Consider the following 24,201-nt stretch of genomic DNA (forward strand, 5'->3'; position numbering starts at 1 on the left):
CCGGCGTCCACCGCGGCAGACACCTCCATGATCTGCCCAAAACCTCATCCTCGGCCAGAGCCCGGGGCGAGGCAACCGCATACTTTCTCCCACCACGGCGCGTCAGCGACGCTGGACCGCTAGTCCCCAAACGCCCGCAGAATGTTTTCGGCGTTGTAGGTCAGGGCCACGCGGGCGGTGTCCGATACCTTGTCCGGGCCCTTCTGCTGACCCAGGAAGTCCGTAAAGCGCTGCAGTGCCTGGGCGGCCCTGGCTTCGTCGCCGTCCTCGACTGCCTTCGCCGCCTGCTGGATGCTCGCCGCCAGCTGGCTTCCTACCGGCCCTGCGACGTCCCCTGACTCGACCAGGTCTTCCAGGACGTGCTGCAGCGCCTTCACGCTGCCCGGCAGCCATGCCGCCCGCAGGGGCACGTCAGCGAAGTCCATGTCGGAGGCGAGGTAGAAGTCCGTGTAGGCCGGCTGGTTGTAGGCGGTGTTCTGCCGGGCAACCTCCGCGCGGTACTGGGGATCGTGCATCAGCGTGTGGAGCTTGTGGTTTGTCACTTCGGTGCTGAGGTACATCCGCAGGGCGGAGCTGTCCGCGGTCCTCACCAGCAGTTCTTCCCGCCAGTCACCCACCACGTCCGCCACCAGGCTCGGGTTGCCCTTGGTGGTGTTGTTGGTGCGGGTTCCCGTGGCCGTGAGGAGCCGGCCGCGCTTCCAGTCATCGATGGTTGGTGTCTGCTCGCCGGAACCGTTGACGAGCTGTGTGGTCATGTCCGCGGCCCACTTGATGCTCATGTTGGTGCCAGGTCCGGTGGAGGAGAGCTTGCGGCCATCGGCTGACTGCATGCCGATCGCCCAGTTCTCGATGCCTGGGACAGTCTTATCCACGTCACCGATCATGCCGCGGCCGGTGTCCCTGCCGGAGTAGGCGCCGAACAGCACCTCGCCGGTAGCGGCGTCGCGCATGGCGTAGCCGTAGGGGGCAAAGGTGCCGCCCTCGTGCACGCTGAAGATCTCCTTGCCCGGACGTGCGGGGTCAATGTCGGTGACGTGCATGGCGTCGCCGTGGCCCAGGCGGGCTTCCTCGCCGGGGGTGGCGCTGCCGGCCGGCATGGTGTCGAAGGAGCTGTAGAGAAGGGACCCGTCGTCGTCGATCGTGGCGGAGCCGTAGACGATCTCCTGCTTGCCGTCACCGTCCACGTCCGAGGCACTCAGGGAGTGGAAGCCCTGCGTAGTGAGCTTCCCGAACTCCGGATCGGTCCCGTCGCGGCCGTGGGGCGAATCGTTGAACGGGTTGGTCATAGGGGCCCAGCCTGAGTCCACATTCCACACGGGGGAGAGGTTGGAGCCGTCCCAGGTGTAGGCAGCCAGCGTGCTGCGTGTGTAGTAGCCGCGGGCGAACACGGCTGCCGGCTTCGTGCCGTCCAGGTAGGCGACGCCGGCGAGGAACCGGTCCACGCGGTTGCCGGGTTCAATGCGGGCCATGGCGTAATCGCCCCACATCAGGCCGTCGTCGTGCCTGCCGGGCTCGTAGGCTACCGTCTTCAGCTCCTTGCCCGTGGCGCCCTCAAAGACGGTGAGGTACTCCGGCCCGGAGAGAATGAAGCCCTCGAAGGCGCGCAGGTTGTTCCGGGCGCTGCGCGCCGGGGCGTAGACGTCCATGAAGTAGTCGGTCAGCGCTTGGGCGTCGGCCTGGGACAGAGGGTACTGGTACTTCGGGGCGATCCCAAACGCTTCCTCCAGGGTGGCTGGCCAGTTGCCGGCCTTCACTTCCGGATGTTCGGTCCAGCCCTGGAACGTCTTCACCATGTGCTGGTAGTAATCAGCGGCGCTCATCCGGTAGTCGTCAGAATTGGCGTAGCCGGCGTTGATATCCGATTGCAGCAGTGTGATGAAGCTTTCCGAGGCAATGCTGCCGTCGGCATTGAAGTTGGTGCTCTTGGTTCCCGGGGCGGTCTTCATCATCATCTCCGCACGGCCGTCGCCGTCGAAGTCGTTGACCAGGAGCTGGGTGTAGTGGGCGCCAGAGCGGATGTTCACGCCGAGGTCGATCCGGTGGAGGAGGGTGCCGTCCGCCTTGTAGGTGTCCACGTAGGTGTTGCCCGTGTAGCCCACCTGGGAGACGTCCTTGGAGTTGTTCGGGTCCCACTTGACGATGAACTCGTACTGGCCGTCGCCGTCCACATCCCCGATGGACGCGTCGTTCGCGGCGTATGTGTACGCCTGGCCCGTGGGGGTAACCCCGTCAGCGGGCTTCTTGAGCGGGATGTCCTTGAAATTGCCGCCCCAGGAGCTGGCGGTGGCGCTGCGGTCCAGTTCAACGCCGCCGACGACGGCCCGTACCTGGTATTCCGACGCGGTTGTCCCAGCGGGGTCGAGGAAGTTGGTGCTGTCCGTGACCGTGGCCAGCTTCTGGCCGTCGCGGTAGACGTTGAAGTCCGTGCCGGTCAGGCCCGTAGCGGATGATCCAGTAGCTTCGTGGCCCAGGAGGCGCCAGCTCAGGAAGACACCCTCGGAGGTTTTGGCGGCCACGAGGCCCCGGTCAAGGTAGTCCAGCTGGACGCCGGGGGTGCCGGGCTTAGGGGAACGTTCGACGGCGGATGCCGGGGCGGCAAGGCAGCCAAAGGTGAGGGCAAGGCCCAAGGCACCTGCTGAAAGGAGGCGGGCAGAGTTCCTGCTCGGATTCATCGGTGAATCCTTTCAATTTGAGATTGGGAAAACGCTTCCCCAGTAACCTAGTGGTGGGTGGTGGGTTAAACAAGCCCTTGCGGCGCGCTCGGAATGCGGCTATTTAGAACGTTGTAGAGGCCCCGCCCGGAAAAGCCGGGCGAGGCTCATTGAGGGTCAGGCGCCGCGGCGGGCCCAGCCGGTCAACCGGTCACTGAGGTCCATAAACTGCTGGTCAACAACCTGCAGTCCGGGATTGGCGTCGTACCAGTCCACAATTTCCCTGGCTCCGTCAGCAAACGGGATGGTGGCGCAGTAGTCCGGCACCAGGGACTTGATCTTGGTGTTGTCGAAAACCACTGAGTGGGAGCGGTCGCCCAGCAGGTTGGGTCCAAGTTCGTCACTGTGCGCGGCAATGGTTTCAGAAGCTACGTGCACCAGCTCCGGCTCCGGCACGCCTGCCGCCCGGGCAAACAGCTGGTAGATCTGGTTCCAGGGCAGGTATTCATCAGAGGTGATGGTGTAGCTCTCGCCAATCGCCTGGGGCCGGCCCAGCAGCCCTACGAAGGCCTTCGCGAAGTCCTTGCTGTGTGTAAGGGTCCAGAGGGACGTGCCGTCCCCATGCACCATGACGGGAAACCCGGCCCGCATTCGGTGGATGTCTGTCCAGCCGCCCACCATGGCAATCTTGGTGCGGTCGTAGGTATGCGAGGGGCGCACCACGGTGAGCGGGAAGTCCTGTTCCCGGTACGCCTGGTAGAACAGCTCCTCGCAGGCGATCTTGTCCCGGGAGTACTGCCAGAACGGATTCTTCAGCGGCGTGGACTCGCGGATCGGCAGCCGGGTTGGTGGCTTCTGGTACGCGGACGCGGAGCTGATGAACACATACTGGCCGGTATGTCCGGCGAACAGTTCCAGGCTGGCCTTGGCCTGGTCGGGCTTGTAGGTGATGAAGTCTGCGACAGCATCGAACTCGCGTCCCGCCAGCGCTTCCCGGACTGCGGAGACGTCCCGAACGTCCGCGCGCAAAGTCTCCACCCCTTCCGGGACCGGCCTCGTGGACCGGCCCCGGTTGAGGATTGTCAGCCGGCGCCCCATCGCGACGGCGCGTTCCGCCGCTGTCGCGCTGATGACCCCGGTGCCGCCGATGAAGAGGATGCTCCTCGGCGCCACCGTGTCGGCTTCGCGAACGAGTGGGTTTACCACGCGTAGTCTTCCGGCGCCGTCCGGTGGCCGGGGAAGATGTCGTCGAGGCGCTTAAGCGCATCGGCGTCCAGCGTGACGTCCGAAGCGCGGATGGCGGCGTCGAGCTGTTCCTGGGTCCTCGGCCCGATGATGGGCGCCGTAACGGCGGGCTGGTGCAGCAGCCAGGCGAGGGCGACGTCGCCGGGCTCCTGGCCCAGCTCCTCGGCGAAGTCCTCGTACTGCTGGATCTGGTCCTGGTGCTTCTTCAGGGTCTCGGCTGCCCGGCCCTCGGTCCGGCGGACGCCCTGCCGTTCCTTCTTTAGCACCCCGCCCAGGAGTCCGCCCTGCAGCGGCGACCAAGGGATGAGCCCCAGCCCGTACTGCTGGGCCGCCGGAATGACTTCCAGCTCCACCTGGCGCATAAAGAGGTTGTAGATGGACTGCTCGCTGACCAGCCCTGTGTAGTTGCGCCGCCGCGCGGCCTCCTGCGCCTGGGCGATGTGCCAGCCAGCGAAGTTGCTGCTGCCGGAATACAGGATCTTGCCCTGCTGGACAGCCACCTCGATGGCCTGCCAGATCTCGTCCCAGGGGGTGTCCCGGTCAATGTGGTGGAACTGGTAGATGTCGATGTAGTCCGTCTGCAGGCGCTTCAGGCTCGCATCCAGGGCGCGGCGGATGTTCAGCGCGGACAGCTTTGATTCGTTGGGCCGGTCCGTCATGGTTCCGTAAAGCTTGGTGGCCAGCACCGTGTGCTCGCGGCGCTCGCCGCCCTTAGCGAACCAGCGGCCGATGATCTCCTCGGTCCAGCCGCGGTGCCCGGCGCCGCCATACACGTTGGCAGTGTCAAAGAAGTTGATGCCGTGGTCCAGTGCGGAGTCCATGATGCTGTGGGCGTCGGACTCCTCCGTCTGCGGGCCGAAGTTCATGGTGCCCAGGCAGAGCCGGGAAACCTTCAGGCCGGAGCGGCCCAGATGGGTGTACTGCATTGGTGGATCCTTTCGTGGCAGAGCCTGTCGGGGACCTGGCTCAGCTGGGTGGGCTACAGCTGGATGGACTACATCTGGGTGAAGGAGGCGACGGCGGGATCCGAGCCCTGCCGCGCTCCGGACTCAAGCGCGGTGACGGCCGCAAGCTCGTCATCTGAAAGGTTAAGGGCCGAAGCTGCGAAGTTTTCCCGGATCCGGGCAGGCTGGCTGGACTTGGGGATCACGATGTTTCCGGCCGCCAGGTGCCAGGCGAGCACCACCTGGGCGGTGGTGGCGTTGTGGGCGTTGGCGATGGCTGTCACGGCATTGCCGTTCAGGTCGGCGCCCCGTCCAAGCGGGCTGTAGGCTTCCACCGCGATGCCCAGGCGCCGGCACTTGTCCGCCAGTTCCGCCTGCTGGTAGCTGGGGTGGAGTTCGATCTGGTTCACGGCCGGGACAATTTCGGCGGACTCCAGCAGGTCGTCCAGGTGGCCGGCAAGGAAGTTGGAGACTCCGATGGCACGGATCTGGTTGTTTTCGTACAGCCGCTCCATCTCCTTCCAGGCCTGGACGTACAGGCCCTGCGACGGGACCGGCCAGTGGATGAGGTACAGGTCGACGTAGTCCAGGCCAAGTGCCAAACGGCTGTTCTGGAATGCTTCCTGTGCCCGGTCCTGCTCGCCGTTCCGGAGCTTGGTGGTCACAAAGATGTCCTCGCGGGGGATGCCGGTGGCCGCGATCGCTGCTCCCACGCCGGCCTCGTTGCGGTATGCGGCAGCAGTGTCAATGTGGCGGTAGCCGGCCTCTAGCGCGTCCTCCACAGTCCGCTGTGTTTCTTCCGGCGGTACCTGGAAAACACCGAAACCAAGCTGGGTGATGGTGACGCCGTTGTTCAGTGTCAGCTCTGACATAGTGGGGCTCCTTGAAAGGTGCGGGTTTGGGTGCCGGTGGCTCGACGCGGAGAAAGCGGTTTCCGCTGGCTCGTTATTGAGCCTATGCACTTTTGGCTCCGATGTCAGTAAGCAAGGCTGATCTTGTTTTTCCTAGGACTGCCAGTCCTACCTTCGTTGTAGAAGATGCCGGACAGCGCGGGTCACAATGGTTTGCATGGGTCAAAGCGCCGAGTTCGGTAAATTCCTCAAAGCCATGCGGTCCCGGCTGAGCCCCGAGGACGCCGGGGCAGGGCCCACCTCCGGGGCCCGCAGGGTGCCCGGACTTCGGCGCGAGGAAGTGGCAAGGCTGGCGGGAGTCAGTACCGATTACTACGTCCGCCTCGAACAGGGCCGGAACATCCACCCCTCGCGCACAGTGTTGGACGCCGTGTCCCGGGCGCTCCGCCTCAGCAGCAGCGAGCAGGCGCACATGATGGATCTGCTGGAGAACTGCGCTGCGAATCCGCGCTCAGCCGGGCAAGCGGCGCAGGCGGTCCGCCCGGCCCTTCGCCACCTCCTGGAGGCCGTGGGGGACGTGCCGGCGATGGTGTTGGGGCGCCGGAGCGACGTACTGGCCGGGAACCGTTTGGCGTTCCTGCTCTTCACCGATTTTCCGGCGCTCCCGGTGGCGGAAAGGAACCTGACCCGCTGGCTCATCCTCGACCCCGCAGCCCGGGAGCTGTTCCGGGACTGGAAGACGGTGGCTGCAGAAGCCGCCGGAGCCCTTCGCCTTGACGTTGGCCGGCACCCCAACGACGCCCAGGCCAACCAGCTCGTGGGTGAACTGGCGGTCAACAGCGAGCACTTCCGGCAATGGTGGGCGGGGCATCGCGTGGCGTCCAGGTCCGCAGGGGCCGTCCGTCTGCACCATCCCGCGGTCGGGGACCTGGAACTGAACTTTGAGAACCTTGTCCTCCCGGAGGACCCCGACCAGACGCTCAGGGTCTATTCCGCCCGGCCCGGGTCGCCGTCGGCCGATGCCCTTGCCTTGCTCGGCAGCCTCGGCGCGGTGGCGAATCCGGAGCAGCCCCGCAGTTCGGTGCCGGACGCCCCTGCAACCGTTGCCGAAAGCGGCGACTAGCTGCTGCCTGTACCGCGGCCGCTGTACGTTTGGCCAGCCGTACGGACGGATTCTGGCCACGAGCCCATTTGGCAGGACAGGAAGCCTTCCTAGGCTGGAGGAACAAGTTCTTACTCCAAGGATGGTCTCAAAGATGAAACGCATCGCCCTGCTTAAGGAACGCCAGGCTGCTGCAGCCGTCGGTGCTCCCTCTACCGCTACCGGTTCGCACTGCCCGGTGTCCGGCCTCTGGAGCCCGGACCAGGACCCGCACACGGTCCTGTCCTTCTTCGAAGGCCACGTGTTCCCGGCGTTCGACGGCGTCCCCACCGTGTGGCGGCGGCGCTCGGCAGGTGCCGTTTCAGCAAATTAGCCTTTGCGTTAAAGCCGAACTGGCCCGCAGTTAACGTCCCCGAAAACGGGTGTTATCTGCGGGCCAGTTGTGCTTGGACTAGTGGTCTTCGAGCCGGAAACCGAGCTTGATGGTCACCTGCCAGTCAGCGATTTTGCCCTCTTCCAGGTGGCCACGGATCTCCTTGACCTCGAACCAGTCAAGGTTCCTCAGGGTCTGGGATGCCTTGGCGATTCCGTTCCGGACGGCGTCGTCCACTCCCTGATCCGACGTGCCGACAATTTCAGAAATGCTGTACGTGTGGTTGGACAACTTCGCTCCTCGTGATTGCCTTGGGGCTCCCGGTTGCGGGCCGTTCTTGAAGACTAGTAGGACTTCAAGAACGTTGACCAGCCCTTATCCGGATGTTCCGTTGAGAACCGCCACGTTCGAATAGCTGACGTTCCTTCCTGTGGTTCGCAGGACGGTGCTGTTCTGTGGGGTGTCGGATGTGACCGTGAGGTCCTTCACTGTTGAACCGTCGGCCGCCACCAGCAAGGTCAGGCCCTCGCTGTTCGTCAGCACCACATCTTCAGCCTTTCCGGTAGCCCCCGCCAGAGTAATGTTCCGCCGGTCGCTCCAGATGACGGCGGGTTCGCGGTACGTGCCCGGCTGGACCAGCACAGTGACGGGGCCGGGGTTGTTGGTGGGAATCGCCCCTACCGCCGCCCTGATGCTGGCGAAGTCTCCCGTGCCGTCCAGTGCCACCGTAATGACCCTCCGTGCAGCAGGTTCCGTGCCGCCCAGGGGCCCGCCGAACGCCCGGACAAGTGCCGGTACTGCAGCGGTGGGCGTCAGTTCATAGTTGTACGCCTCGGCGGGATCAAACGACTGTCCCCGCTCCTGGCCGGTGTTGCCGGTGCACTCCTCGAATATGTTGCCGCGGGCCACCAGCCCACCGCCCGGTCCCTGATGGTGCAGTGGGTTCCGGACGCCGCGGAAGTAGTTGCCCTCCACCACCAGCAAGGCAGCGTTCCGCCCGAGCATCCCGTAGCTGGAAATGTTCTCCAGGTAGTTGTTGTAGACGTGCGATGCTGCTGTGTTGTCCAAGCTTGCATTGCGCTGGTGGGTGTTCCGGATCCAGTTGTGGTGCAGGGTGAGCCGGGTGACCACGTTCGAGGTCCAGCCTTCGCCGAGCGCCTTGTTGTGGTCCGAGAAGACGTTCCAGGACAGGGTGACGTTGTCGCAGTCCTTGCGGATGTCCACCAGGCCGTCGCCCAGCCGGGTGAAGTGCATGTGGTCCACCCAGATGTGGGTGCAGGTGTCCATCTGGATACCGTCCCTGTCGTTGTCCGGGCGCTTCCCCTCGAAATCGCCCGGAATGTAGGAGTCCCGGACGGTGAAATTGCGAAACACCACGTTGGAGACGTTGATGAGCTTAAATCCTGCATTGACCACCGCAGCTCCTTCGCCCGCCCCGAGGAAGGACTTGTTGGCGCTGACAACCAGCTTCTCGTAGTGCGGGAACACCAGTTCGCCGTGCAGGATCACCACCAGAGGTTCGGGGCTCTTGGCAAAGCCGCGGAGCTGGTCCGGGGTGACCGCATGGACGACGTCACCGCCGGCCCCTCCGGTGGTGCCGGCGCGGCCGTGGGCTGCCACCCCGGCAAAACCTGTGGGCTTGTCACTCCAGGCGTTGCCGCCCAGGGTGCGGTTCACCGGCAGGCCGGCTTCGGCAAAGCCGTGGGAGCCGGCGGCGGCGTCCCGGCTGCCCGGTATCGCCGCAGTCGCCGCCGTCGCGCCCGGGGCAAGAAGGCCGGAAGCCGCCAGGCCAGTTGCGGTGAGGCCGGCTGCCAGGAGGGTCCGGCGTCGGACGTTCACCCCAGGTGTGTGGGCCATCTCAACCACGTCCCGCCGGGGTCCAGTCACCGAGGAAGGCAGCCTTGGTGAACTTGTTGGCCTCTTCGGGGGTGAGTTGGGGGTGGAACTCGTTGACGTGGGCACCGGGTCCGCTGTTGTTGTACTCGGCGAACCGGCCCTCGGTCCAGGAGTGGCCGCTCATATCCGCCCAGCCGCGGACTGCGATGTGGCTGCCCAAAACGGAGTCCCGGATCACGGCCATAGGATGCGCGTCAGGATCACTACTGGCGAACCAGGGGCGTCCCAGGCTGACCGTTCCCGCAGCGGCGTTGGAGGTGAGGTTGCTGTCCACGATCAGGATGCCGTACGGATTGGAGTTCTTGGTGCTCGGAGCCACGATGTAGCCGTTGTTGGTTGCGCTGCCGCGGTCCAGGGAATGGATGGTGCAGCCGTCCAACACTGCAGTTCCGCGGCCATAGATGAAGTCCACGTCGCCTTCGATGTAGCAGTTCTTGAGGTAGGTGCGCGCGGTGGCATCGCGTCCGGTGGTGTCCGCCAGGTAGGTGTCCTGGTTGCCAAGGAAGCGGGTGCCGTCGAAGATCACCTTGTCCGCCACGCTCCGGACAGCGAGCGCCTGGCTGCCTCCGTTGGCGGCCTCATCGTAGGTGTTCTCCACCGTCAGGTTCCGCACGGTGGTTCCCTCGGCGAGGACGTTGAGGGTGGCACTTCCGCCTGCGCCCCAGGTACCGCCGAAGAACTTCACGCCGTTGGCCGGCAGGTCGTAGCTGACGACGACGTCGGCCGGGTTGGCAGTTGCACCCTGGATGGTGAGGTTGGGGCGGTCCGCCCAGACGTTCACCGATTCGCGGTAGGTGCCGGGTTTGACGGTGATGGTGCGCGGTAGCGTGCTTCCGCTGGGGATGGATCCGATCGCTGCCTGGAGGCTGCCGAAATCGCCGGTGCCGTCCAGCGCAACAGTGATTTCTGTTGATTTGTTCGGGGCGTTGTCCTCCCGTGGGCCTGCGCCGGCGGCAACGATGTCCGGAACGCGGGCGGCGTCGTCCTTCTGGTAGGCGTAGTTCTGTGCGGGGTCGAAGGCGGAGCCTATGTTGTCCCTGCGGCCGCGGGTGTCATTGAAGATGTTGTCCCGGTTGACCACCTCGGTGCCGGGATCCTTGGCGACGATGGGGTCCTGCACGGTGCTGAAGCTGTTGCCCTCCAGGACCACCTTGGCAGCGTTGCGGCCCATCATGCCGTACTGGCCGATGTCCTGCAGGTAGTTGTTGTAGACGTGCGCCGCGGCAGTGTTATCAAGGCTGAAATTCCGCTGTGTGGTGTTGCGGATCCAGTTGTGGTGGATGGTCATCCGGGTCACCGCGTTGGAGGTCCAGCCGACGCCCAGGGCTTTGTTGTTGTCCGCGAAGACGTTCCAGGAATAGGTGATGAGGTCCGAGTCCTTGCGGGTGTCGATCAGGCCGTCGCCCATGCGCTGGATCTTCATGTGGTCAACCCAGACGTGGTGGGTGGTGTCCAGCTGGATGCCGTCGCGGTCGTTGTCCGGGCGCTTGCCGTCCCAGTCGCCGGGGATGTAGGAGTCCCGGATGGTGAAGTTCCGGAAGATCACGTTGGAGACGTTGATGAGCTTGAAGCCTGCGTTTATCACTTCTGAGCCGGCACCCGCCCCGATGAAGCTTTTGTTGGCGGCGACCGGGATCTTGATGTAGTCCCTGGCTGTCAGGCTGCCGCGGATGAAGATGACCAGCGGTTCGGCCGCTGCTGCATAGTTGGCCAGTTCCTCGATGGTGGACGCGGTGACGATGCGGCCGGCCTGGCCACCGGTGGTTCCGGACAGGCCGTAGCCTGGCAGCGCCGCAAAGCCATCGGGCGTTTGCTTCCACATCGCTTCGGTGGTGGCATCGGCAGCCGGTATCAGGGTGGCGGGCAGGGCGGCGGACGGTTGCGGGGCTCCGGCAGGGGAGGCGGCGGCAGGAACCGCCGTCAGGCTTCCCAGCATCACGACGGCGGTGGCCGCGCAGAGCAGGCGTCGCAGACTCATACAAAACTCCTTTGTTTTTGTGCCCGGGCAGCCTCCAGCCCGGGCACGGGTAATCAGGGATGTTCAGTGATGATGCGTACGGAGAAGGTGGTGGGGCTGCTGTTTCCAGCCCTGGGCTACTTCAGCCCGGTTCTACTTCAGCTCTGTCCTACTTCAGCCCGGTGGTGGCGATTCCGTTGATGAGGTATTTCTGGCCGGCGATGAAGAAACCGATGATGGGTGCGATGGACACAACGGACATGGCGAACATTGGCCCCCACATGCTTTGGCCTTCGGAATCCATAAAGGCCCGCAGTGCCAGCGGCACGGTGTAGAGGTCCTGGTTCTGGATGTAGAGCAGGGGGCCAAAGAACTCGTTCCAGGTGGAGATAAACGTAAAGATGGCCGTGGTGGCCATCGCCGGAACACACAGCGGCAGGATGACGCGCAGGAACGTCCGGAAGGGGCCGCACCCGTCGATCTGGGCGGCGTCGTCCAGCTCCTTGGGGAGCGCCTTCATGAACTGGACCATAAGGAAGATGAAGAATGCGTTCGTTGCCATGAAATTCGGCACGATCAGGGGCAGGTAGGTATCCAGCCATCCCAGTTGCGAGAAGATGATGTACTGCGGCACCAGGAGCACGTGGCCCGGCAGCATCAGGGTTCCCAACATCAGGGCGAAAAAGAGCTTCCGGCCGGTGAACTCCATCCGGGCGAAGGCGTAGGCCGCCAGAGCACAGGAGAAGATGTTGCCCACGATGGAGAAGACCACCACAATCAGGGAGTTGATCAGGTAGACGTGGAAGGGCTGGTTCAGCGCCGTCCAGCCCTGCTCGTAGTTGCTGAAGTCCCAGTTTTCCGGCCATAGTCCGAGCTGCCGGAAGATGTCGTTGCTGGGCTTGAACGAGCTGGAGACGAGCCATAACAGCGGGTACAGCATCACCAGGCCAACCAGGCACAGGATCAGGTGCCGTGAGAAGCGTGTGCCGGTGGTCCCGGTGAGCGCGTCCTCTGCGGGAACGTCCTTCTTTTGCTTGTTCTTGAGGGGTAGTTCGAGGAGAGCCATAGCGGTGCCTTAATTGTCGTAGAAGACCCAGAACTTGGATGCGATGAAGTTGATGGCCGTGAAAATCGCAATGATCATCAACAGCAGCCATGCCATGGCCGAGGCATACCCCATCTCGAACTCCGTGAAGCCCTTCTGGTACAGGTACAGGTTGTAGAACAGCGTGGAATCCGCCGGTCCGCCGGTGCCGCCGCTCATCACGTAGCCCTGGGTGAAGGTCTGGAAGGATCCGATCAGCTGCATGATGAGGTTGAAGAAGATGATGGGGCTGATCAACGGCAGGGTGATGCTCCGGAACTGCCGCCACCGGGACGCTCCGTCGATGGAGGCGGCCTCGTAGTACATGGACGGCACCTGTCGCAGGCCGGCGAGGAAAATTACCATCGGCGAACCAAAGGTCCACACGTTCAGGACGATCAGGGTGCTCAACGCGAACTCAGGGTCCGTGACCCATGCCGGGCCCTGGATCCCGAAGAGACCCAGGAAGCCGTTGACGATTCCGTCGTTGCCGAAGATGTAGCGCCAGAGCATCACAATCGCGACGCTTCCACCGAGCAGGGACGGCAGGTAGTAGACGGAGCGGTAAATCGCCAGGCCTTGCAGGCCGCGGTTCAGTACCAGGGCTATCAGGAGGGCCACGGCCAGGGAGATGGGCACGGAAACGAAGGTGTAGATGAATGTGACCTTCAGCGACTGCAGGAGCCTCGGGTCCTCGAACATCGCCTGGAAGTTTGCCAGTCCCACGAAGTTCGGCTCTGTGAAGAGGTTGTAGTCCGTAAACGCCAGGTAGAGGGAGGCGAAGAACGGGATGATCGTAAACAGCATGCCGATGAACCACGGCAGCAGGAAGAGGTAACCGGAACGCTGATTGGTGCGCTTTCCGCGTGCCCGGCTGGGTTTCCTTCCCGGCGCGGCCAGGGAGGCGGCCGCGCCGGAGGCTTGCTTGGTCAGCACTGACATGCGTCAGGCTCCTATCTGCGTAACGGGATTTCTGGACGTGGGCCGGCTACTTGTTGATGGCGGCATTGCTCTTCTCGAGGAAGGTTTTTGCTGCCTCGGCAGGGGTGACGCGGCCAAACTCGACTTCTGTCGCCAGCTGCTTGAGGGTGTCCGCGACAACACTTGCACCCTTGGGGTAGACGTAGGCCGGTGCGAGGTCGTCCTTCTGGATGTCGGCGACCATCTGCACAAACTTCGTGTCATCCTCGCCGAGCTTGGGCATAATGGCCTTTGTTACTTCGGGGTTGATGGGAACGCCGCGCTGGGTCAGCGTCTCCGCAGCGCCGTCGACATCGTTAATCAGGAAGTTCAGCAGCTTCGCCGCTTCCTTCGGGTGCTTCGACTTCGCGGCAATGGACCACAGCATGCTGGGATCGGCCGAGTATCCGCGGCGCTTTTCCGTGGTTTCGCCCGGCATACGCAGCAGGACCACGTTTCCGCCGGCGGCCTCGTTATAGGCCTTGAAGTTGTTGATCGGGATGATCTGGGAGGCGACGGTGCCCTTGGCCAGGTACGACTGGGCAGGGGAGCCGCCAATCTGTTCGAAGAAGCCCGCGGGCGGGTAGCCTCCCGCAGCACGCAGATCAACGCTGTACTGGAACCAGTCGCGCATGGTCCCTTCGCTGACGCCGAGCTTGTTGTCCTTGGTGTAGAAGTCCTCGCCCCGTTGCCTTGCGAAGAGGATGGGGCCCGTTTCGGTGGCTACGTCATAGCCTGCGCCGTAGATTTTGCCGCCGGTTTTCTGCGTGATCTCGGTGGCGAACTTTGCATAGTCTTCCCAGCTCCAGGTTTTGTCATCCGGAATGGTGACCCCGGCCTGGTCGGTAATGGTTTTGTTCACCACCATGCCGATGAGGTTGACTCCGGTTGCCAGGCCGTAAAGTTTTCCGTCAACCTCGCCGCGGCTTTGGATTGTGGCGGGGATGTTCTTGAGGTCGATCTCCGGGAAGGACTTCAGGTCGGCGAGGGTGCCCCGCTGTGCGTACTCAAGGAGCGTACGGTTGGCCATGTTCAGGACGTCAGGCGGGTTTCCGCCGGCGAAGCGGGTAGCCAGTTTGTCGGCGTAGGGGCCGCTGTCCTGGTATTCGCTCTTGACAGTGATGCCGGGGTTCTTCTCCTCGAAGATCTTGATTGCCGCGTCCGTCATCTTGGCCCGGTTGGAGTCACCCCAATAGACAAAGTTCAACTCCACGTTGCCGCCGCCACCGGCAGCAGGCGCCGAACCTCCGCCACAGCCGCTCAGCGCCAAGCCTGCGGCCGTAACGGCTGCGCCCAGGACCAACCTGCGGGAGATGGGGGTGCTGACAGTCTTCATCATTGAATGACGCCTCTCTAGGGTTGCCCACTGCTAGTGCGCGGGCCGCTAATCGTGAAAATAGTTCAGAAAGTTTCTGTGTCGGGTATGGCAGCGGTTCTCGGCAAAGGACCAGCCGAAACAGCCAAAGCAACGAAAACCAAAACTCGGTAAACGATTTCTAGCAAAGACCGGCTGTGACTGTCAACACAATTTTGAAAACCGCAATTGAAGAGATAGCGGAAAGTTTCCATACTTCTTGCCGACTCTTTCTGATCTGGCTATGCTGAACCCCACATCCCTTGAACTGCCCCTACTGGAGGTCGGCTTGGCCCATTGCATGCAACCCGCTGAAGCGCCGGGTCCACCCCGGCGGGAGCACCCTCACGCCGCCCACAACACCGCTCTTCAACAGCCGGCCAACCTTGCGCCCCGGCCCTATCTGCACCCGGTACGTTCCGTGGCGGGCGCGGTTGTCACCGATGCTGAACCGGCTGACCACCGGCCCCGCCCGGGGCTTTCCATCGCCTTCTCGGACGTCAACGGAACCAATTTCTGGGGCGGGTCAACCTATACGGCGGGCAATGGACCCATGCTCCTGGCCAACCACGGAAGGCAGCTGCCGCAAGCCTGGCAGTCAACGCCGGAGGAAGCGTCCGGCAGCGTCTCCTGGTTGTCCAAGGACGGTGGGGAACTCGCCGTCGAGCAGCGTCGCATCCGGTACTTTCCCCACACAGGCCCCGGGACGTGGGGCCTTTCGTTGTCCTCGGTGATTGTCCCCGCGGCAGGCGTGCAGCGGCTGGAGGTAACGTCGTCGGCCGTGAAAGGGCGGAAGGGTGCTGGCTACGGCGGCATTTTCTGGCGCTTTCCCTACGGCAGCAGCGAGCCGCTTGTCCTGTCCAGCGCCGGCAGCGGTGCCGATGCTGCCCACGGTTCACTCTCGCCCTGGCTTTCGATCGGCATGGTGATCGATGGCGGACCTGTCAGTGTGGTACTCGCACAGGAGCCCGGCCAGCTGCTTCCGTGGTTCATTCGGGCCGAAGGCTACCTTGGCGCCGGACCGGCCGTGGCATGGGCGGAACCTGCCGTCGTGGACCACAGCAACCCGCTCAAGCTTTCCCTGCACGCCGTTATCCATGACGGCCAGGTGTCCACCGCCGCCCATGCCTTGGGCCTCCTAAGCCAGCACCCCCTCGTAAGCCGCAGCTCTCCCGACAGGACGTCATGACTACCCGGATCCCCGCCCCCGCCTACCGCAACCCGATCCTTAACGCCGACTGGCCGGATCCGGATGCGGTGCAGGTGGACGGCGTCTACTACCTCATCGCCTCCAGCTTCAACCGCGTCCCCGGCCTGCCGGTCCTTCGCTCGCGGAACCTCGTGGATTGGGAGCATGCCGGTCACGCGCTCACCGAGCTCCCCCAGACCAGCCACTACTCGCTGGTGCGCCACGGCAGCGGCGTCTGGGCTCCCTCACTCCGGTACCACGACGGGCGCTTCTGGATCTTCTATCCTGATCCGGATCATGGCATCTTCGTGTTGAGCGCCGAAAAGGCTGAGGGCCCGTGGACCACCCCGCATCTCCTGTACGCCGGCCGCGGGCTCATCGATCCCTGCCCCTTGTGGGACGACGACGGCCAGGCCTATCTGGTGCATGGCTGGGCCCAGAGCCGGGTGGGCGTGAAGAACCGGCTCACGGTCCACCGCATGAGCCCGGACGCCGGCAGGCTTCTGGACCACGGCACGCATGTGATCAACGGGGCCGACCTCCCGGGGTACACCACCCTGGAAGGCCCGAAGTTCTACAAGAGGGACGGCTGGTACTGGATCTTCGCCCCGGCGGGCGGAGTGGCCACCGGCTGGCAGTCGGTATTCCGGTCCAGGTCCCCGTTCGGGCCCTACGAGGAGCGGCGCGTCCTCGAACAGGGAAATACCGAGGTCAACGGACCCCACCAGGGCGCCTGGGTCACCAGTCCCCGGGGCGAGGACTGGTTCCTGCACTTCCAGGACCGCGGACCCTACGGCCGGGTGGTGCACCTGCAGCCCATGGGGTGGAGCGAGGACGGCTGGCCCTGGATGGCAGTCCGGAATCCCGACGGCGGATCGGGAACCCCCGTGATGACCCATCCCTACCCGGTGGGTACTGCCGCCGAAAACATCGCACCGCCGGCCAGCGACGACTTCTCGTCACCACGGCTGGGGCCGCAGTGGCATTGGCAAGCGAATCCGCAGGATGACTGGGCGCACCAGTGCGGGGTTGGGCACCTCGTCCTCAAGCCCAAGGCCAACGATCCGGTGAACCTCCGCGAGCTCCCGAACCTGCTCGGGCAAATCCTGCCCGGAACGCCATCCACGTTCACCACGTCGCTTGAGCTGCAGGACGTCCCGGTGGGAACCCGCGCAGGCGTGGTGGTGCTGGGGCTGAGATACGCCTGGCTGGGCATCGTCAGGACAACTGAAGGCTATGTCCTGGGCGATGGCACCGGGGGAGAGGGGCCCCACGAGCAGCGGCTGGGCAGGCAACGTGTCCTGCCGGGTTCCCGGATTGAACTGCAGATCCGAACCGACGGCACACCCCGGTCCACCTTTGCCTGGCGCTCCGGACCCGGGGAACCGTGGGAAGTCCAGGGCTGGAACTTCGACGTAGTGAAAGGCCAGTGGATCGGCGCGGAGCTGGGCCTCTTCGCGGCCTCACCACTGGGCTCGGAGGAGCGCGGCAATGTTATCGTGGGACCGGTCCGGGTGGACGTTGCGCCGGCCCGGCGTCCCACCGCCCCGCAATACGCCGCCGTAACTACATGACTCCGAGGACCGCCCCTGTGACCGCCACTCCGCGTCCCAAAATTGCTGACGTCGCGGCCGCAGCAGGCGTCTCCGTGCCTACGGTGTCCAAGGTGCTCAACGGCCGGACCCACGTCTCCGAGGCCACCCGCGCCAGGGTTCAGCAGGCACTCGAGGAGCTTGACTACTCGAAGCGCGCCGCGTCGGCCACCCAGCCGGGAGTCCTGCAGCTTGTGGTGAACAACTTCGACTCTCCCTGGGTCCTGGAGACCATGGCGGGAGTGGAGGCGGCCGCGGACCGGCTGGGCTATGCCGTCGCCTACGCGCGCGCTGAGCATGCGACGGCGGAGCGCTGGCGGAAGCTGCGCGAGCCGTCCGTCAACCGGCTCGACGGCGTGCTGCTGCTGGCGCCGCGGAAGGATTCGCGCCTCGTTACTACGCTTCGGACGCTGAAGATTCCCGCCGTCGCCATCGACCCCGAAGGAACCGAAGGGCTGGCAATCCCCAGCGTCAGCCCGGCGTCGTTCTCCGGCGCCCTGGCCGCAGTAAGCCACCTGCTGGGCCAGGGCCATCGCAGGATCGGCATCATCACCGGCCGCAAGCACAGTCCCGGGCACGGCCGTGCCCGCTACGCCGCCTACGCAGCTGCGCTTCATGAGGCCGGGCTGCCCGTCCTGCCGGAGCTGGTGCAGGACGGCGACTTCAGTATTGAGTCGGGAATGCGGCTGGGCGGGGAACTGCTGGACCTGCCCCAGCCGCCCACCGCCATCTTCACGGGCAGCGACCTGCAGGCCCTGGGCGTGATGAACGCGGCCGGCCAGCGCTCGCTCCACGTCCCCGAAGACCTGAGCATTGTGGGCTTTGACGATATTGCGCAGGCCGCGTTGACGTCGCCGCCGCTCACCACGGTGCGGCAGCCGCTGGCACAGCTTGCTTCCATGGCGGTGGGAATGTTGACGGAGCAGCAGGACCAGTCCGGCACCGCCGTTCCCACAGCCCTCGAAGTAGCGACCGAACTCGTGGTCCGGGGAACAACGGCCCCGCCGGCGCGCTGACAATCCAGGGGCGCTCGGGTTTACTTTGCCTCGAGCACCAGGTTTTTGAGGTCGTCCAGGGTCTGCTGCATGTGTGCGTCCATTGCCTCCCGGGAGCGTGCAGCATCACGGGATTCCAGTGCTTCGGCGATGTTCTGGTGATGACCGATGGCGTGCACCTGAATCTCGCGCACCGCTGACGTTTCGGTCCGCCGCTTTTCCAGGACCCGGTGGAGCGGTTCGAAAAGGACGGCCACAAAAACGTTCTCGGAGGAATGCAGGATCAGGTCGTGGAATGCGAGGTCCGCTTCCACGAAGGCGGCGACGTCGTTCACCTCGTGGGCGGCCCGCATGGCGGCCACGTGGCCGTAGAGCGTTTGGATGTCCGCGTCGCTGATGCGCCCCGCGGCGAGTTCGCAGGCGCCGGTCTCCAGCATGCGGCGGAGTTCGATGAGCTGGACGGAGGCCTCCGCTTCGTTCTTGCCCTCGGAGGCCGCGCGCAGCACTGCCTCCAGCGAGGCCCACCGGTTGAGTGGGTTCACAAAGGTGCCGCGCCCGCGCTCGACGCTGAGGATGCGCTGCGCCTCAAGCGTTTTCATTGCCTCGCGGACAGTCATCCGGCTGACTTCATGGGCCGCGCTCAGTTCGTGCTCGCCCGGAACAGTGGCGCCGGGGGGAAATTCGCCCGCGATGATGCGGTCCAGGAGTTCGTCCGCCACCTGCCCTACCAGTGACTTCCTTGCCATGCTGCCCCCGTCAGTGCCCCTCGTGAATATGTCAGACAAATCTACTTGCGCGTCTTTATGTCCTATGCCACACTAGCATCAGATGCAAGATGTCAGACATCTTACAGGTCCCTTTTACATCAGGATCCGCCAGGATTCATACACAACGGAGCCCCCTGTGACGCTTGAAGCAGACGTTCTGGCCGCCTACCCGGCCGAGGTCCGGATTCCCGCCGAACTGGTGGCCAGCACGCTGGCCGCCTCCAACGCGGAGACACCGCGTGTCCTGGTGGTGCTCGACGACGACCCCACCGGAACGCAGTCCGTGGCAGATTTGCCCGTGCTCACCCGGTGGGAAGTGGAGGACTTCATCTGGGCCTTCGGCCAGGCCAAGCCCGCCGTCTACGTCCTCACCAACACCCGCAGCCTGGACCCCGCCGAGGCAGCCGCCCGCAATGAGGAAGTGGTCCGCAACGCCCTCGCCGCTGCCGGCTCGCCGGACGGCGGTGTTGGTTCCAGTCTCCGACTGGGCTTCGTCAGCCGCAGCGATTCCACCCTCCGCGGCCACTACCCCCTGGAGCCGGACGTCATTGCCGCCACGGTTGCGGACGTCAGCGGCGAACAGACCGACGGCGTGGTGCTGGTCCCTGCCTTCCCGGACGCCGGGCGGGTCACCATCGGCGGTGTCCACTACATGCGCGGCACGGGTGATGCTGCCGGCACCCTCACCCCGGTGTCCGACACCGAATTCGCGAAGGATGCCACCTTCGGCTTCACGACGTCCGTGATGGCCGACTACGTCCAGGAGAAATCCCGGGGCCGCTTCGCTGCGGATTCAGTGATCGTCCTGGACCTCAACATCATCCGCGCCGGGGCTTCGGCCGCAGATGCGTCAGACGGTGCGCAGATCAGCGCCAACGCCATCGCCGACGCCATCGACGCGGCCACTGACTCCACGCCGATTGTGGCCGACATTGTCACGGAGAATGACCTTCGGGCGCTGTCCCTCGGCCTGGAGGAAGCCGAGCGGCGGGGCAAGAAACTGCTCTACCGCGTGGGCCCGCCGTTCGGCCGTGCCAGGATCGGCCAGGAGATCCGCACCGAACTCACCGGAGCTGAAGCCTACGCCGACAACACCCCGTCCGAGGCCGGCGGGCTCATCGTCGTCGGCTCCCACGTGGGCGTCACCACCCGCCAGCTCAAGGCCCTGACCGAACAGCACAGCGCGGCCCGGATCGTTGAGATCGACGTCGAAAAGCTCCTTGGCGCCCACGCTGACGGCCACCTGGACCAGACCGTGGACACCGTCGTCGAAGCCCTCCGCAGCGGCGACGTCATCGTCCACACCAGCCGGCTGCTGATCAAGACGGATGATCCCGCTGAAAGCCTGCGGATTGCACGCACCGTCTCGGCCGCCGTCGTAGCGGTGGTCAACCGGACGCTCAAGACCTTCCCGCCGCGGTTCGTCATCGCCAAGGGCGGAATCACCTCCTCGGACGTGGCTGCCCACGGCCTGGAGATCCGCCATGCCATCGTCCGGGGTCCCATGCTCCCCGGCATCGTGAGCCTTTGGGAGCCCGTGGACGGCCCCGCCAAGGGCATCCCGTACATCGTCTTCGCCGGCAACGTGGGCGACGACCAGTCCCTGGCCGACGTCACCCGCAAGCTCAGCAGCACTTTCTAATCCCCACCGGCTCCCCGCAGCACACATTCAATGGAGAACACCATGACCAGCAACTACACCGTCACCGTCCTGGGCCTCGGAGCCATGGGCCTGCCCATGGCCACCCGGCTGGCCTCACAACTGACCGTCCACGGTTTTGACATCGCCGAACCCCGCCTCAAGCTCGCCGAAGAAGCAGGCATCGCCACCTTCGCCTCAGCCCGCGAAGCCGCCAAGGGCGCCGACGCAGTGCTCCTGGCCGTCCGGAACGGCGAGCAGCTCAACGATGTCCTCTTCGGCGAGAATGGCGTGGCCTCCGTGCTGGAAGCCGGCGCCGTGGTCATCCTCGGCAGCACCGTGGGCACCGAAGCCATCCCGGCCACCGTCGAGAAGTTGGCCGAATACGGCGTCGAGCTTGTGGATGCCCCGCTTTCCGGCGGGCCCAAGCGCGCCGGCGAAGGCGACCTGCTGATCGTCGTCGGGGCTTCCCCGGAAGCACGCGAAAAGGCGGCTCCGGCCCTGGAACTGTTGGCCTCCACCCTGACGGTTGTGGGCGACAAGCCCGGTGACGGCCAGGCGCTCAAAACCGTCAACCAGCTGCTCTGCGGCGTCCACATCGCCGCCGCCGCCGAGGCTATGGCCCTGGCCGACGCCCTCGGACTGGATCAGGCCAAGACCCTTGCCGCCCTCGAAGCCGGTGCCGCCGGCTCGTTTATGCTCTCCAACCGCGGCCCCCGAATCCTCGAGGCCTACAACGAGGAAGGCGCCGAGGTCCTTAGCCGCCTGGACATCTTCGTCAAGGACATGGGCATCGTGGGCAAAGCCACCCGCGCGGCAGGACTGGCAGCTCCGGTTGCCGCCGCTGCCGAGCAGCTCTACCTCCTGGGCCAGGCCCAGGGCCTCGCCGCCGCCGATGACTCCGCCGTCATCAAGGTTGTTGCCCCCACCAAGCGCACCAAGTAACAAGCCCTCCCCCCAATGAACGTACGACGGCGGCGGTCCCCCCTCCGCCGTCGTCGTACCCACCCAGCTCGCTAGGCTTAACTAGCGACGTCAAAGGAGACACACGATGAGCGCATTAGCTCTTCTGGCTATAGCAGTGGCGGGCGTCGCCCTGCTGCTCGTGGCCGTCATCAAGTTCAAAATTCCGGCTTTCCTTGCCTTGCTCGTGGTCAGTGTTTCCGTGGCGCTCGTGGCGGGGATCCCGCTGCCGGACGTCATCAAAACCGTTACCGAAGGCATGGGCGGAACCCTTGGCTCCGTAGCCATCCTGGTTGGCCTGGGCGCCATGCTGGGCAAAATGATCGAGATCTCCGGCGGCGCACAAGCCCTCGCCGGCAAGTTCACCCAGCTGCTTGGCCCCCGCAGGGTCATCGCCGCCTTGACCTCCGCAGCCTTCCTGCTGGCCATCCCGGTCTTCTTTGACGTCGGATTCATCATCCTGATTCCCATCATCTATGGATTTGCCAAAGCTGCCGGGGTCAACCCGGTCAAGATCGGCCTGCCCGTTGGCGGCATCATGCTGGCCATCCACGTCGTTGTCCCGCCGCACCCCGGCGTCGTCGGCGGCGCCGGAATCCTCGGCGCGGACATCGGCTGGACCACCATCATCGGCCTTGCCCTCTGCATTCCCGTCGGTGTCCTGGGTTACTTTGTTGCCCGCCGGCTCAACCGCCGCGACTTCGCCATGCTGCCCGCCACCGCCGAGCAGTTCCGCCTCTTTGGGACCGGCACATCACAGGTCGAGCAGGAAGCTGCCCAGGGCACTTCCGGCGTCGCGGTCAAGAGCGAGGTCAAGACTGCTCCCAGCCCGGCGATGATCATCACCCTGATTGTCCTTCCGATCCTCATGATCATGGTGGGAACTGTCGGCGCGGTCATCCTGCCCAAGGACACCTTAGCTTCCCAACTGGCTGCCTTCATCGGCGCCCCGCTGATTGCGCTCCTCACGGCCCTGGGCCTGGCCTACTACTTCCTGGGGATCCGCCGCGGCTGGTCTTCGCAGCACACAGGCGAAGTCATGGACTCCGCACTGGCCCCTACCGCCATCGTTATCCTGGTCACCGGCGCCGGCGGCGTCTTCGGCAAGGTGCTCACCGTATCCGGCATCGGCAAGGCGCTCGCCGAAGGACTGCAGACAGCCGGCCTCCCGGTCATCGTCATGGCCTTCGTCCTCGCAGCCATCCTCCGGGCATCCCAAGGCTCCGCAACAGTTGCGATCATCACCACTTCCGGCCTGCTTGCAGCCTCCGTGGCCGACGGCGGCTTCTCACCGTTCCAGACGGCACTCATCCTCGTAGCCATGGGCTTCGGCGCGCTTGGCCTCAGCCACGTCAATGACTCCGGCTTCTGGATCGTTACCCGCTTCCTGGGCCTCTCGGTGGCGGACGGACTCAGGACGTGGACTGTGCTCACCACCATCCTGGGCCTCGCAGGGTTCGCGCTCACGTTCCTGGTCTGGATCCTTACCGGCGGACTCACCGTCTGATGCGCACCCGACTCGACCACCTGGTCACCTCCGCCCTTCAGCAGGGGTCCGCCGTCCCGGCCTTCACCTGCTACGACTTCACCACTGCACTGGCCGTGGTGGGCGCTGCAGAGGAGTCCGGCCGCGGCGTCATCCTCCTCGTGGCACCCAAGACCGCCGCCACCTCCAACGGCCTGCGCCTCCTCGGGGCCCTCCGGGGGCTGGCTGACGCAGCTTCAGTGCCCGTCGCCGTGCAGCTTGACCACGCTGCGGACCTTCAGGTGATGGCCGACGCCGTGGCGGCAGGGGCGGATTCCGTCCTCGCCGACGGTTCGTCGCTTCCTTATGAGGACAACATCGCGCTGGTTGTGGCTGCGCGTAAGTTGCTGGGGACCGACGTCGTGCTGGAAGCCGAGCTGGGCGGACTCGCCGGTGATGAGGACCGTGCCTTTGGCGCCGACCGGTCCGGCGTGGCCGTCGCCGGGCTGACGGATTCGGCGCAGGTGGAGGACTTTGTGTCCCGGACCGGCGCGGAACTGCTGGCGGTCGCCGTCGGGAATGTCCATGGCAAGTACAAGGGCGAGCCGCAGCTGCGCTGGGACGTGCTGCAGGACATCGCGGTGCGGACGCATATTCCGCTGGTCCTGCACGGAGCTTCCGGGATCCCTGCCGAGGAGCTGGTGAAGGCCGCGTCCATGAACGTTGGCAAGGTCAACTTCAACACCGAGCTCCGCACCGGCGTCCTCGCTACCCTGCAGGAGCAGCTGCCCGGGCACCGTTCCGACGGTGAGAACCTGCAGGGGCTCCTGGGCCACTGGAACCCGTCCGCGGGCAGCTTCGCCACAACGGCCCTCGGTATGCTCACGCGCTGACGTTCCCTGGAGTTTTTGTCCAGCTATGCAGGGTTGAACCCGCCCCGCAGGAGGCCTGCATATGTGGACAAAAACTCCGGGAGGGGAGGCTAGGATCAGGCAATGATCCTGGCCTCCCTTCTTTTTGCCTTCCTGGCAGCCGCAGTTGTCCTGGCCCTGACTGGGCGCAAGTACCTCAAGGCCGCCGCAACCCAGGGTGCTGCGCCGCTGCCCGCCGTCGTGCTGGGTCTCATCGCCCTGGCGGTCTAGCTCCCGCGGGTTCTCCTGACGCTGGAACTGCC

The 24,201-nt window shown here is 64.9% G+C and carries 21 protein-coding genes; 10 read left to right on the forward strand and 11 right to left on the reverse strand.

The window, feature by feature from the left end; all coding sequences use genetic code 11:
• Positions 1–119: 119 nt before the first annotated feature.
• From M8J71_RS18905 to M8J71_RS18920, 4 genes are all read right to left on the reverse strand, one after another.
• The gene (locus M8J71_RS18905) at positions 120–2,672 is read right to left on the reverse strand and encodes a rhamnogalacturonan lyase (protein ID WP_256249346.1); all 2,553 of its coding nucleotides are present in this window, start codon (positions 2,670–2,672) and stop codon (positions 120–122) included.
• Positions 2,673–2,828: 156 nt separating this feature from the next.
• A complete protein-coding gene (locus tag M8J71_RS18910; RefSeq protein ID WP_256249347.1) occupies positions 2,829–3,857 on the reverse strand; it encodes an NAD-dependent epimerase/dehydratase family protein in 1,029 nt (342 codons plus the stop codon).
• The gene (locus M8J71_RS18915; protein WP_256249348.1) at positions 3,851–4,822 is read right to left on the reverse strand and encodes an aldo/keto reductase; all 972 of its coding nucleotides are present in this window, start codon (positions 4,820–4,822) and stop codon (positions 3,851–3,853) included. The genes M8J71_RS18910 and M8J71_RS18915 overlap by 7 nt, the downstream gene beginning before the upstream one ends.
• A 68-nt stretch (positions 4,823–4,890) precedes the next feature.
• On the reverse strand, positions 4,891–5,712 hold the full coding sequence (locus M8J71_RS18920) for an aldo/keto reductase (RefSeq protein WP_256249349.1): 822 nt from the start codon (positions 5,710–5,712) through the stop codon (positions 4,891–4,893).
• Positions 5,713–5,908: 196 nt separating this feature from the next.
• Here M8J71_RS18920 and M8J71_RS18925 point away from each other — a divergent pair, with 196 nt between their 5' ends.
• On the forward strand, positions 5,909–6,814 hold the full coding sequence (locus tag M8J71_RS18925) for a helix-turn-helix domain-containing protein (protein ID WP_256249350.1): 906 nt from the start codon (positions 5,909–5,911) through the stop codon (positions 6,812–6,814).
• 133 nt (positions 6,815–6,947) lie between these two features.
• Positions 6,948–7,166, forward strand: a complete 219-nt coding sequence (locus tag M8J71_RS18930) for a hypothetical protein (protein ID WP_163161497.1) — start codon at positions 6,948–6,950, stop codon at positions 7,164–7,166.
• Positions 7,167–7,244: 78 nt separating this feature from the next.
• On the opposite strand, the gene M8J71_RS18935 is transcribed toward M8J71_RS18930, so the two are convergent.
• The 6 genes from M8J71_RS18935 to M8J71_RS18960 form a co-directional block, all read right to left on the reverse strand.
• Positions 7,245–7,457 carry a dodecin gene (locus tag M8J71_RS18935; protein ID WP_256249351.1) on the reverse strand — a complete coding sequence of 71 codons (213 nt, stop codon included), beginning with the start codon at positions 7,455–7,457 and terminating at the stop codon, positions 7,245–7,247.
• Between the two features lie 84 nt (positions 7,458–7,541).
• Entirely contained in the window at positions 7,542–9,005 is a 1,464-nt protein-coding gene (locus M8J71_RS18940; protein ID WP_256249352.1) for a pectinesterase family protein, read from the reverse strand.
• Positions 9,006–9,024: 19 nt separating this feature from the next.
• Positions 9,025–11,040: a pectinesterase family protein gene (locus M8J71_RS18945; protein WP_256249353.1), complete on the reverse strand. Its 2,016-nt coding sequence runs from the start codon at positions 11,038–11,040 to the stop codon at positions 9,025–9,027.
• 148 nt (positions 11,041–11,188) lie between these two features.
• Positions 11,189–12,085 (reverse strand): carbohydrate ABC transporter permease, encoded by an 897-nt coding sequence (locus M8J71_RS18950; protein WP_163161505.1) that lies wholly within the window; start codon positions 12,083–12,085, stop codon positions 11,189–11,191.
• Between the two features lie 9 nt (positions 12,086–12,094).
• Positions 12,095–13,045 (reverse strand): carbohydrate ABC transporter permease, encoded by a 951-nt coding sequence (locus M8J71_RS18955; protein WP_256249354.1) that lies wholly within the window; start codon positions 13,043–13,045, stop codon positions 12,095–12,097.
• Between the two features lie 46 nt (positions 13,046–13,091).
• A complete protein-coding gene (locus tag M8J71_RS18960) occupies positions 13,092–14,402 on the reverse strand; it encodes an ABC transporter substrate-binding protein (protein WP_256249355.1) in 1,311 nt (436 codons plus the stop codon).
• Positions 14,403–14,718: 316 nt separating this feature from the next.
• On the opposite strand from M8J71_RS18960, the gene M8J71_RS18965 reads away from it, so the two are divergent.
• From M8J71_RS18965 to M8J71_RS18975, 3 genes are read left to right on the forward strand one after another with little or no spacing between them, the layout of a single operon-like run.
• Complete coding sequence (locus tag M8J71_RS18965; protein ID WP_256249356.1) at positions 14,719–15,606, forward strand: DUF6807 family protein; 888 nt, start codon at positions 14,719–14,721, stop codon at positions 15,604–15,606.
• On the forward strand, positions 15,603–17,180 hold the full coding sequence (locus tag M8J71_RS18970) for a glycoside hydrolase family 43 protein (RefSeq protein ID WP_256249357.1): 1,578 nt from the start codon (positions 15,603–15,605) through the stop codon (positions 17,178–17,180). Before M8J71_RS18965 ends, M8J71_RS18970 begins: the two co-directional genes overlap by 4 nt.
• Positions 17,181–17,197: 17 nt before the next feature.
• Entirely contained in the window at positions 17,198–18,214 is a 1,017-nt protein-coding gene (locus M8J71_RS18975) for a LacI family DNA-binding transcriptional regulator (RefSeq protein WP_256249358.1), read from the forward strand.
• Positions 18,215–18,234: 20 nt separating this feature from the next.
• Here M8J71_RS18975 and M8J71_RS18980 read toward each other — a convergent pair whose 3' ends face one another.
• Positions 18,235–18,939, reverse strand: a complete 705-nt coding sequence (locus tag M8J71_RS18980; protein WP_256249359.1) for a FadR/GntR family transcriptional regulator — start codon at positions 18,937–18,939, stop codon at positions 18,235–18,237.
• 157 nt (positions 18,940–19,096) lie between these two features.
• Between M8J71_RS18980 and M8J71_RS18985 the strand changes: the two genes are divergently transcribed.
• From M8J71_RS18985 to M8J71_RS19005, 5 genes are all read left to right on the forward strand, one after another.
• A complete protein-coding gene (locus tag M8J71_RS18985; protein WP_256249360.1) occupies positions 19,097–20,602 on the forward strand; it encodes a four-carbon acid sugar kinase family protein in 1,506 nt (501 codons plus the stop codon).
• A gap of 42 nt (positions 20,603–20,644) precedes the next feature.
• Positions 20,645–21,544, forward strand: coding sequence for an NAD(P)-dependent oxidoreductase (locus tag M8J71_RS18990; protein WP_256249361.1), 900 nt, complete (start codon positions 20,645–20,647; stop codon positions 21,542–21,544).
• 106 nt (positions 21,545–21,650) lie between these two features.
• Entirely contained in the window at positions 21,651–23,069 is a 1,419-nt protein-coding gene (locus M8J71_RS18995) for a GntP family transporter (protein ID WP_256249362.1), read from the forward strand.
• On the forward strand, positions 23,069–23,920 hold the full coding sequence (locus M8J71_RS19000; protein ID WP_256249363.1) for a class II fructose-bisphosphate aldolase: 852 nt from the start codon (positions 23,069–23,071) through the stop codon (positions 23,918–23,920). Before M8J71_RS18995 ends, M8J71_RS19000 begins: the two co-directional genes overlap by 1 nt.
• Positions 23,921–24,022: 102 nt before the next feature.
• Entirely contained in the window at positions 24,023–24,169 is a 147-nt protein-coding gene (locus M8J71_RS19005; protein WP_256249365.1) for a hypothetical protein, read from the forward strand.
• Positions 24,170–24,201: the final 32 nt, after the last annotated feature.

The organism is Pseudarthrobacter sp. R1 (assembly GCF_024494415.1).
Taxonomy (GTDB): Bacteria; Actinomycetota; Actinomycetes; order Actinomycetales; family Micrococcaceae; genus Arthrobacter.

Coding starts and splice junctions, on each gene's coding strand:
- M8J71_RS18905 (WP_256249346.1), bottom strand. CDS start 2,672: ATGAATCCGAGCAGGAACTCTGCCCGCCTCCTTTCAGCAGGTGCCTTG.
- M8J71_RS18915 (WP_256249348.1), bottom strand. CDS start 4,822: ATGCAGTACACCCATCTGGGCCGCTCCGGCCTGAAGGTTTCCCGGCTC.
- M8J71_RS18920 (WP_256249349.1), bottom strand. CDS start 5,712: ATGTCAGAGCTGACACTGAACAACGGCGTCACCATCACCCAGCTTGGT.
- M8J71_RS18925 (WP_256249350.1), top strand. CDS start 5,909: ATGGGTCAAAGCGCCGAGTTCGGTAAATTCCTCAAAGCCATGCGGTCC.
- M8J71_RS18930 (WP_163161497.1), top strand. CDS start 6,948: ATGAAACGCATCGCCCTGCTTAAGGAACGCCAGGCTGCTGCAGCCGTC.
- M8J71_RS18945 (WP_256249353.1), bottom strand. CDS start 11,040: ATGAGTCTGCGACGCCTGCTCTGCGCGGCCACCGCCGTCGTGATGCTG.
- M8J71_RS18950 (WP_163161505.1), bottom strand. CDS start 12,085: ATGGCTCTCCTCGAACTACCCCTCAAGAACAAGCAAAAGAAGGACGTT.
- M8J71_RS18955 (WP_256249354.1), bottom strand. CDS start 13,045: ATGTCAGTGCTGACCAAGCAAGCCTCCGGCGCGGCCGCCTCCCTGGCC.
- M8J71_RS18960 (WP_256249355.1), bottom strand. CDS start 14,402: ATGATGAAGACTGTCAGCACCCCCATCTCCCGCAGGTTGGTCCTGGGC.
- M8J71_RS18965 (WP_256249356.1), top strand. CDS start 14,719: ATGCAACCCGCTGAAGCGCCGGGTCCACCCCGGCGGGAGCACCCTCAC.
- M8J71_RS18970 (WP_256249357.1), top strand. CDS start 15,603: ATGACTACCCGGATCCCCGCCCCCGCCTACCGCAACCCGATCCTTAAC.
- M8J71_RS18980 (WP_256249359.1), bottom strand. CDS start 18,939: ATGGCAAGGAAGTCACTGGTAGGGCAGGTGGCGGACGAACTCCTGGAC.
- M8J71_RS18990 (WP_256249361.1), top strand. CDS start 20,645: ATGACCAGCAACTACACCGTCACCGTCCTGGGCCTCGGAGCCATGGGC.
- M8J71_RS18995 (WP_256249362.1), top strand. CDS start 21,651: ATGAGCGCATTAGCTCTTCTGGCTATAGCAGTGGCGGGCGTCGCCCTG.
- M8J71_RS19000 (WP_256249363.1), top strand. CDS start 23,069: ATGCGCACCCGACTCGACCACCTGGTCACCTCCGCCCTTCAGCAGGGG.
- M8J71_RS19005 (WP_256249365.1), top strand. CDS start 24,023: ATGATCCTGGCCTCCCTTCTTTTTGCCTTCCTGGCAGCCGCAGTTGTC.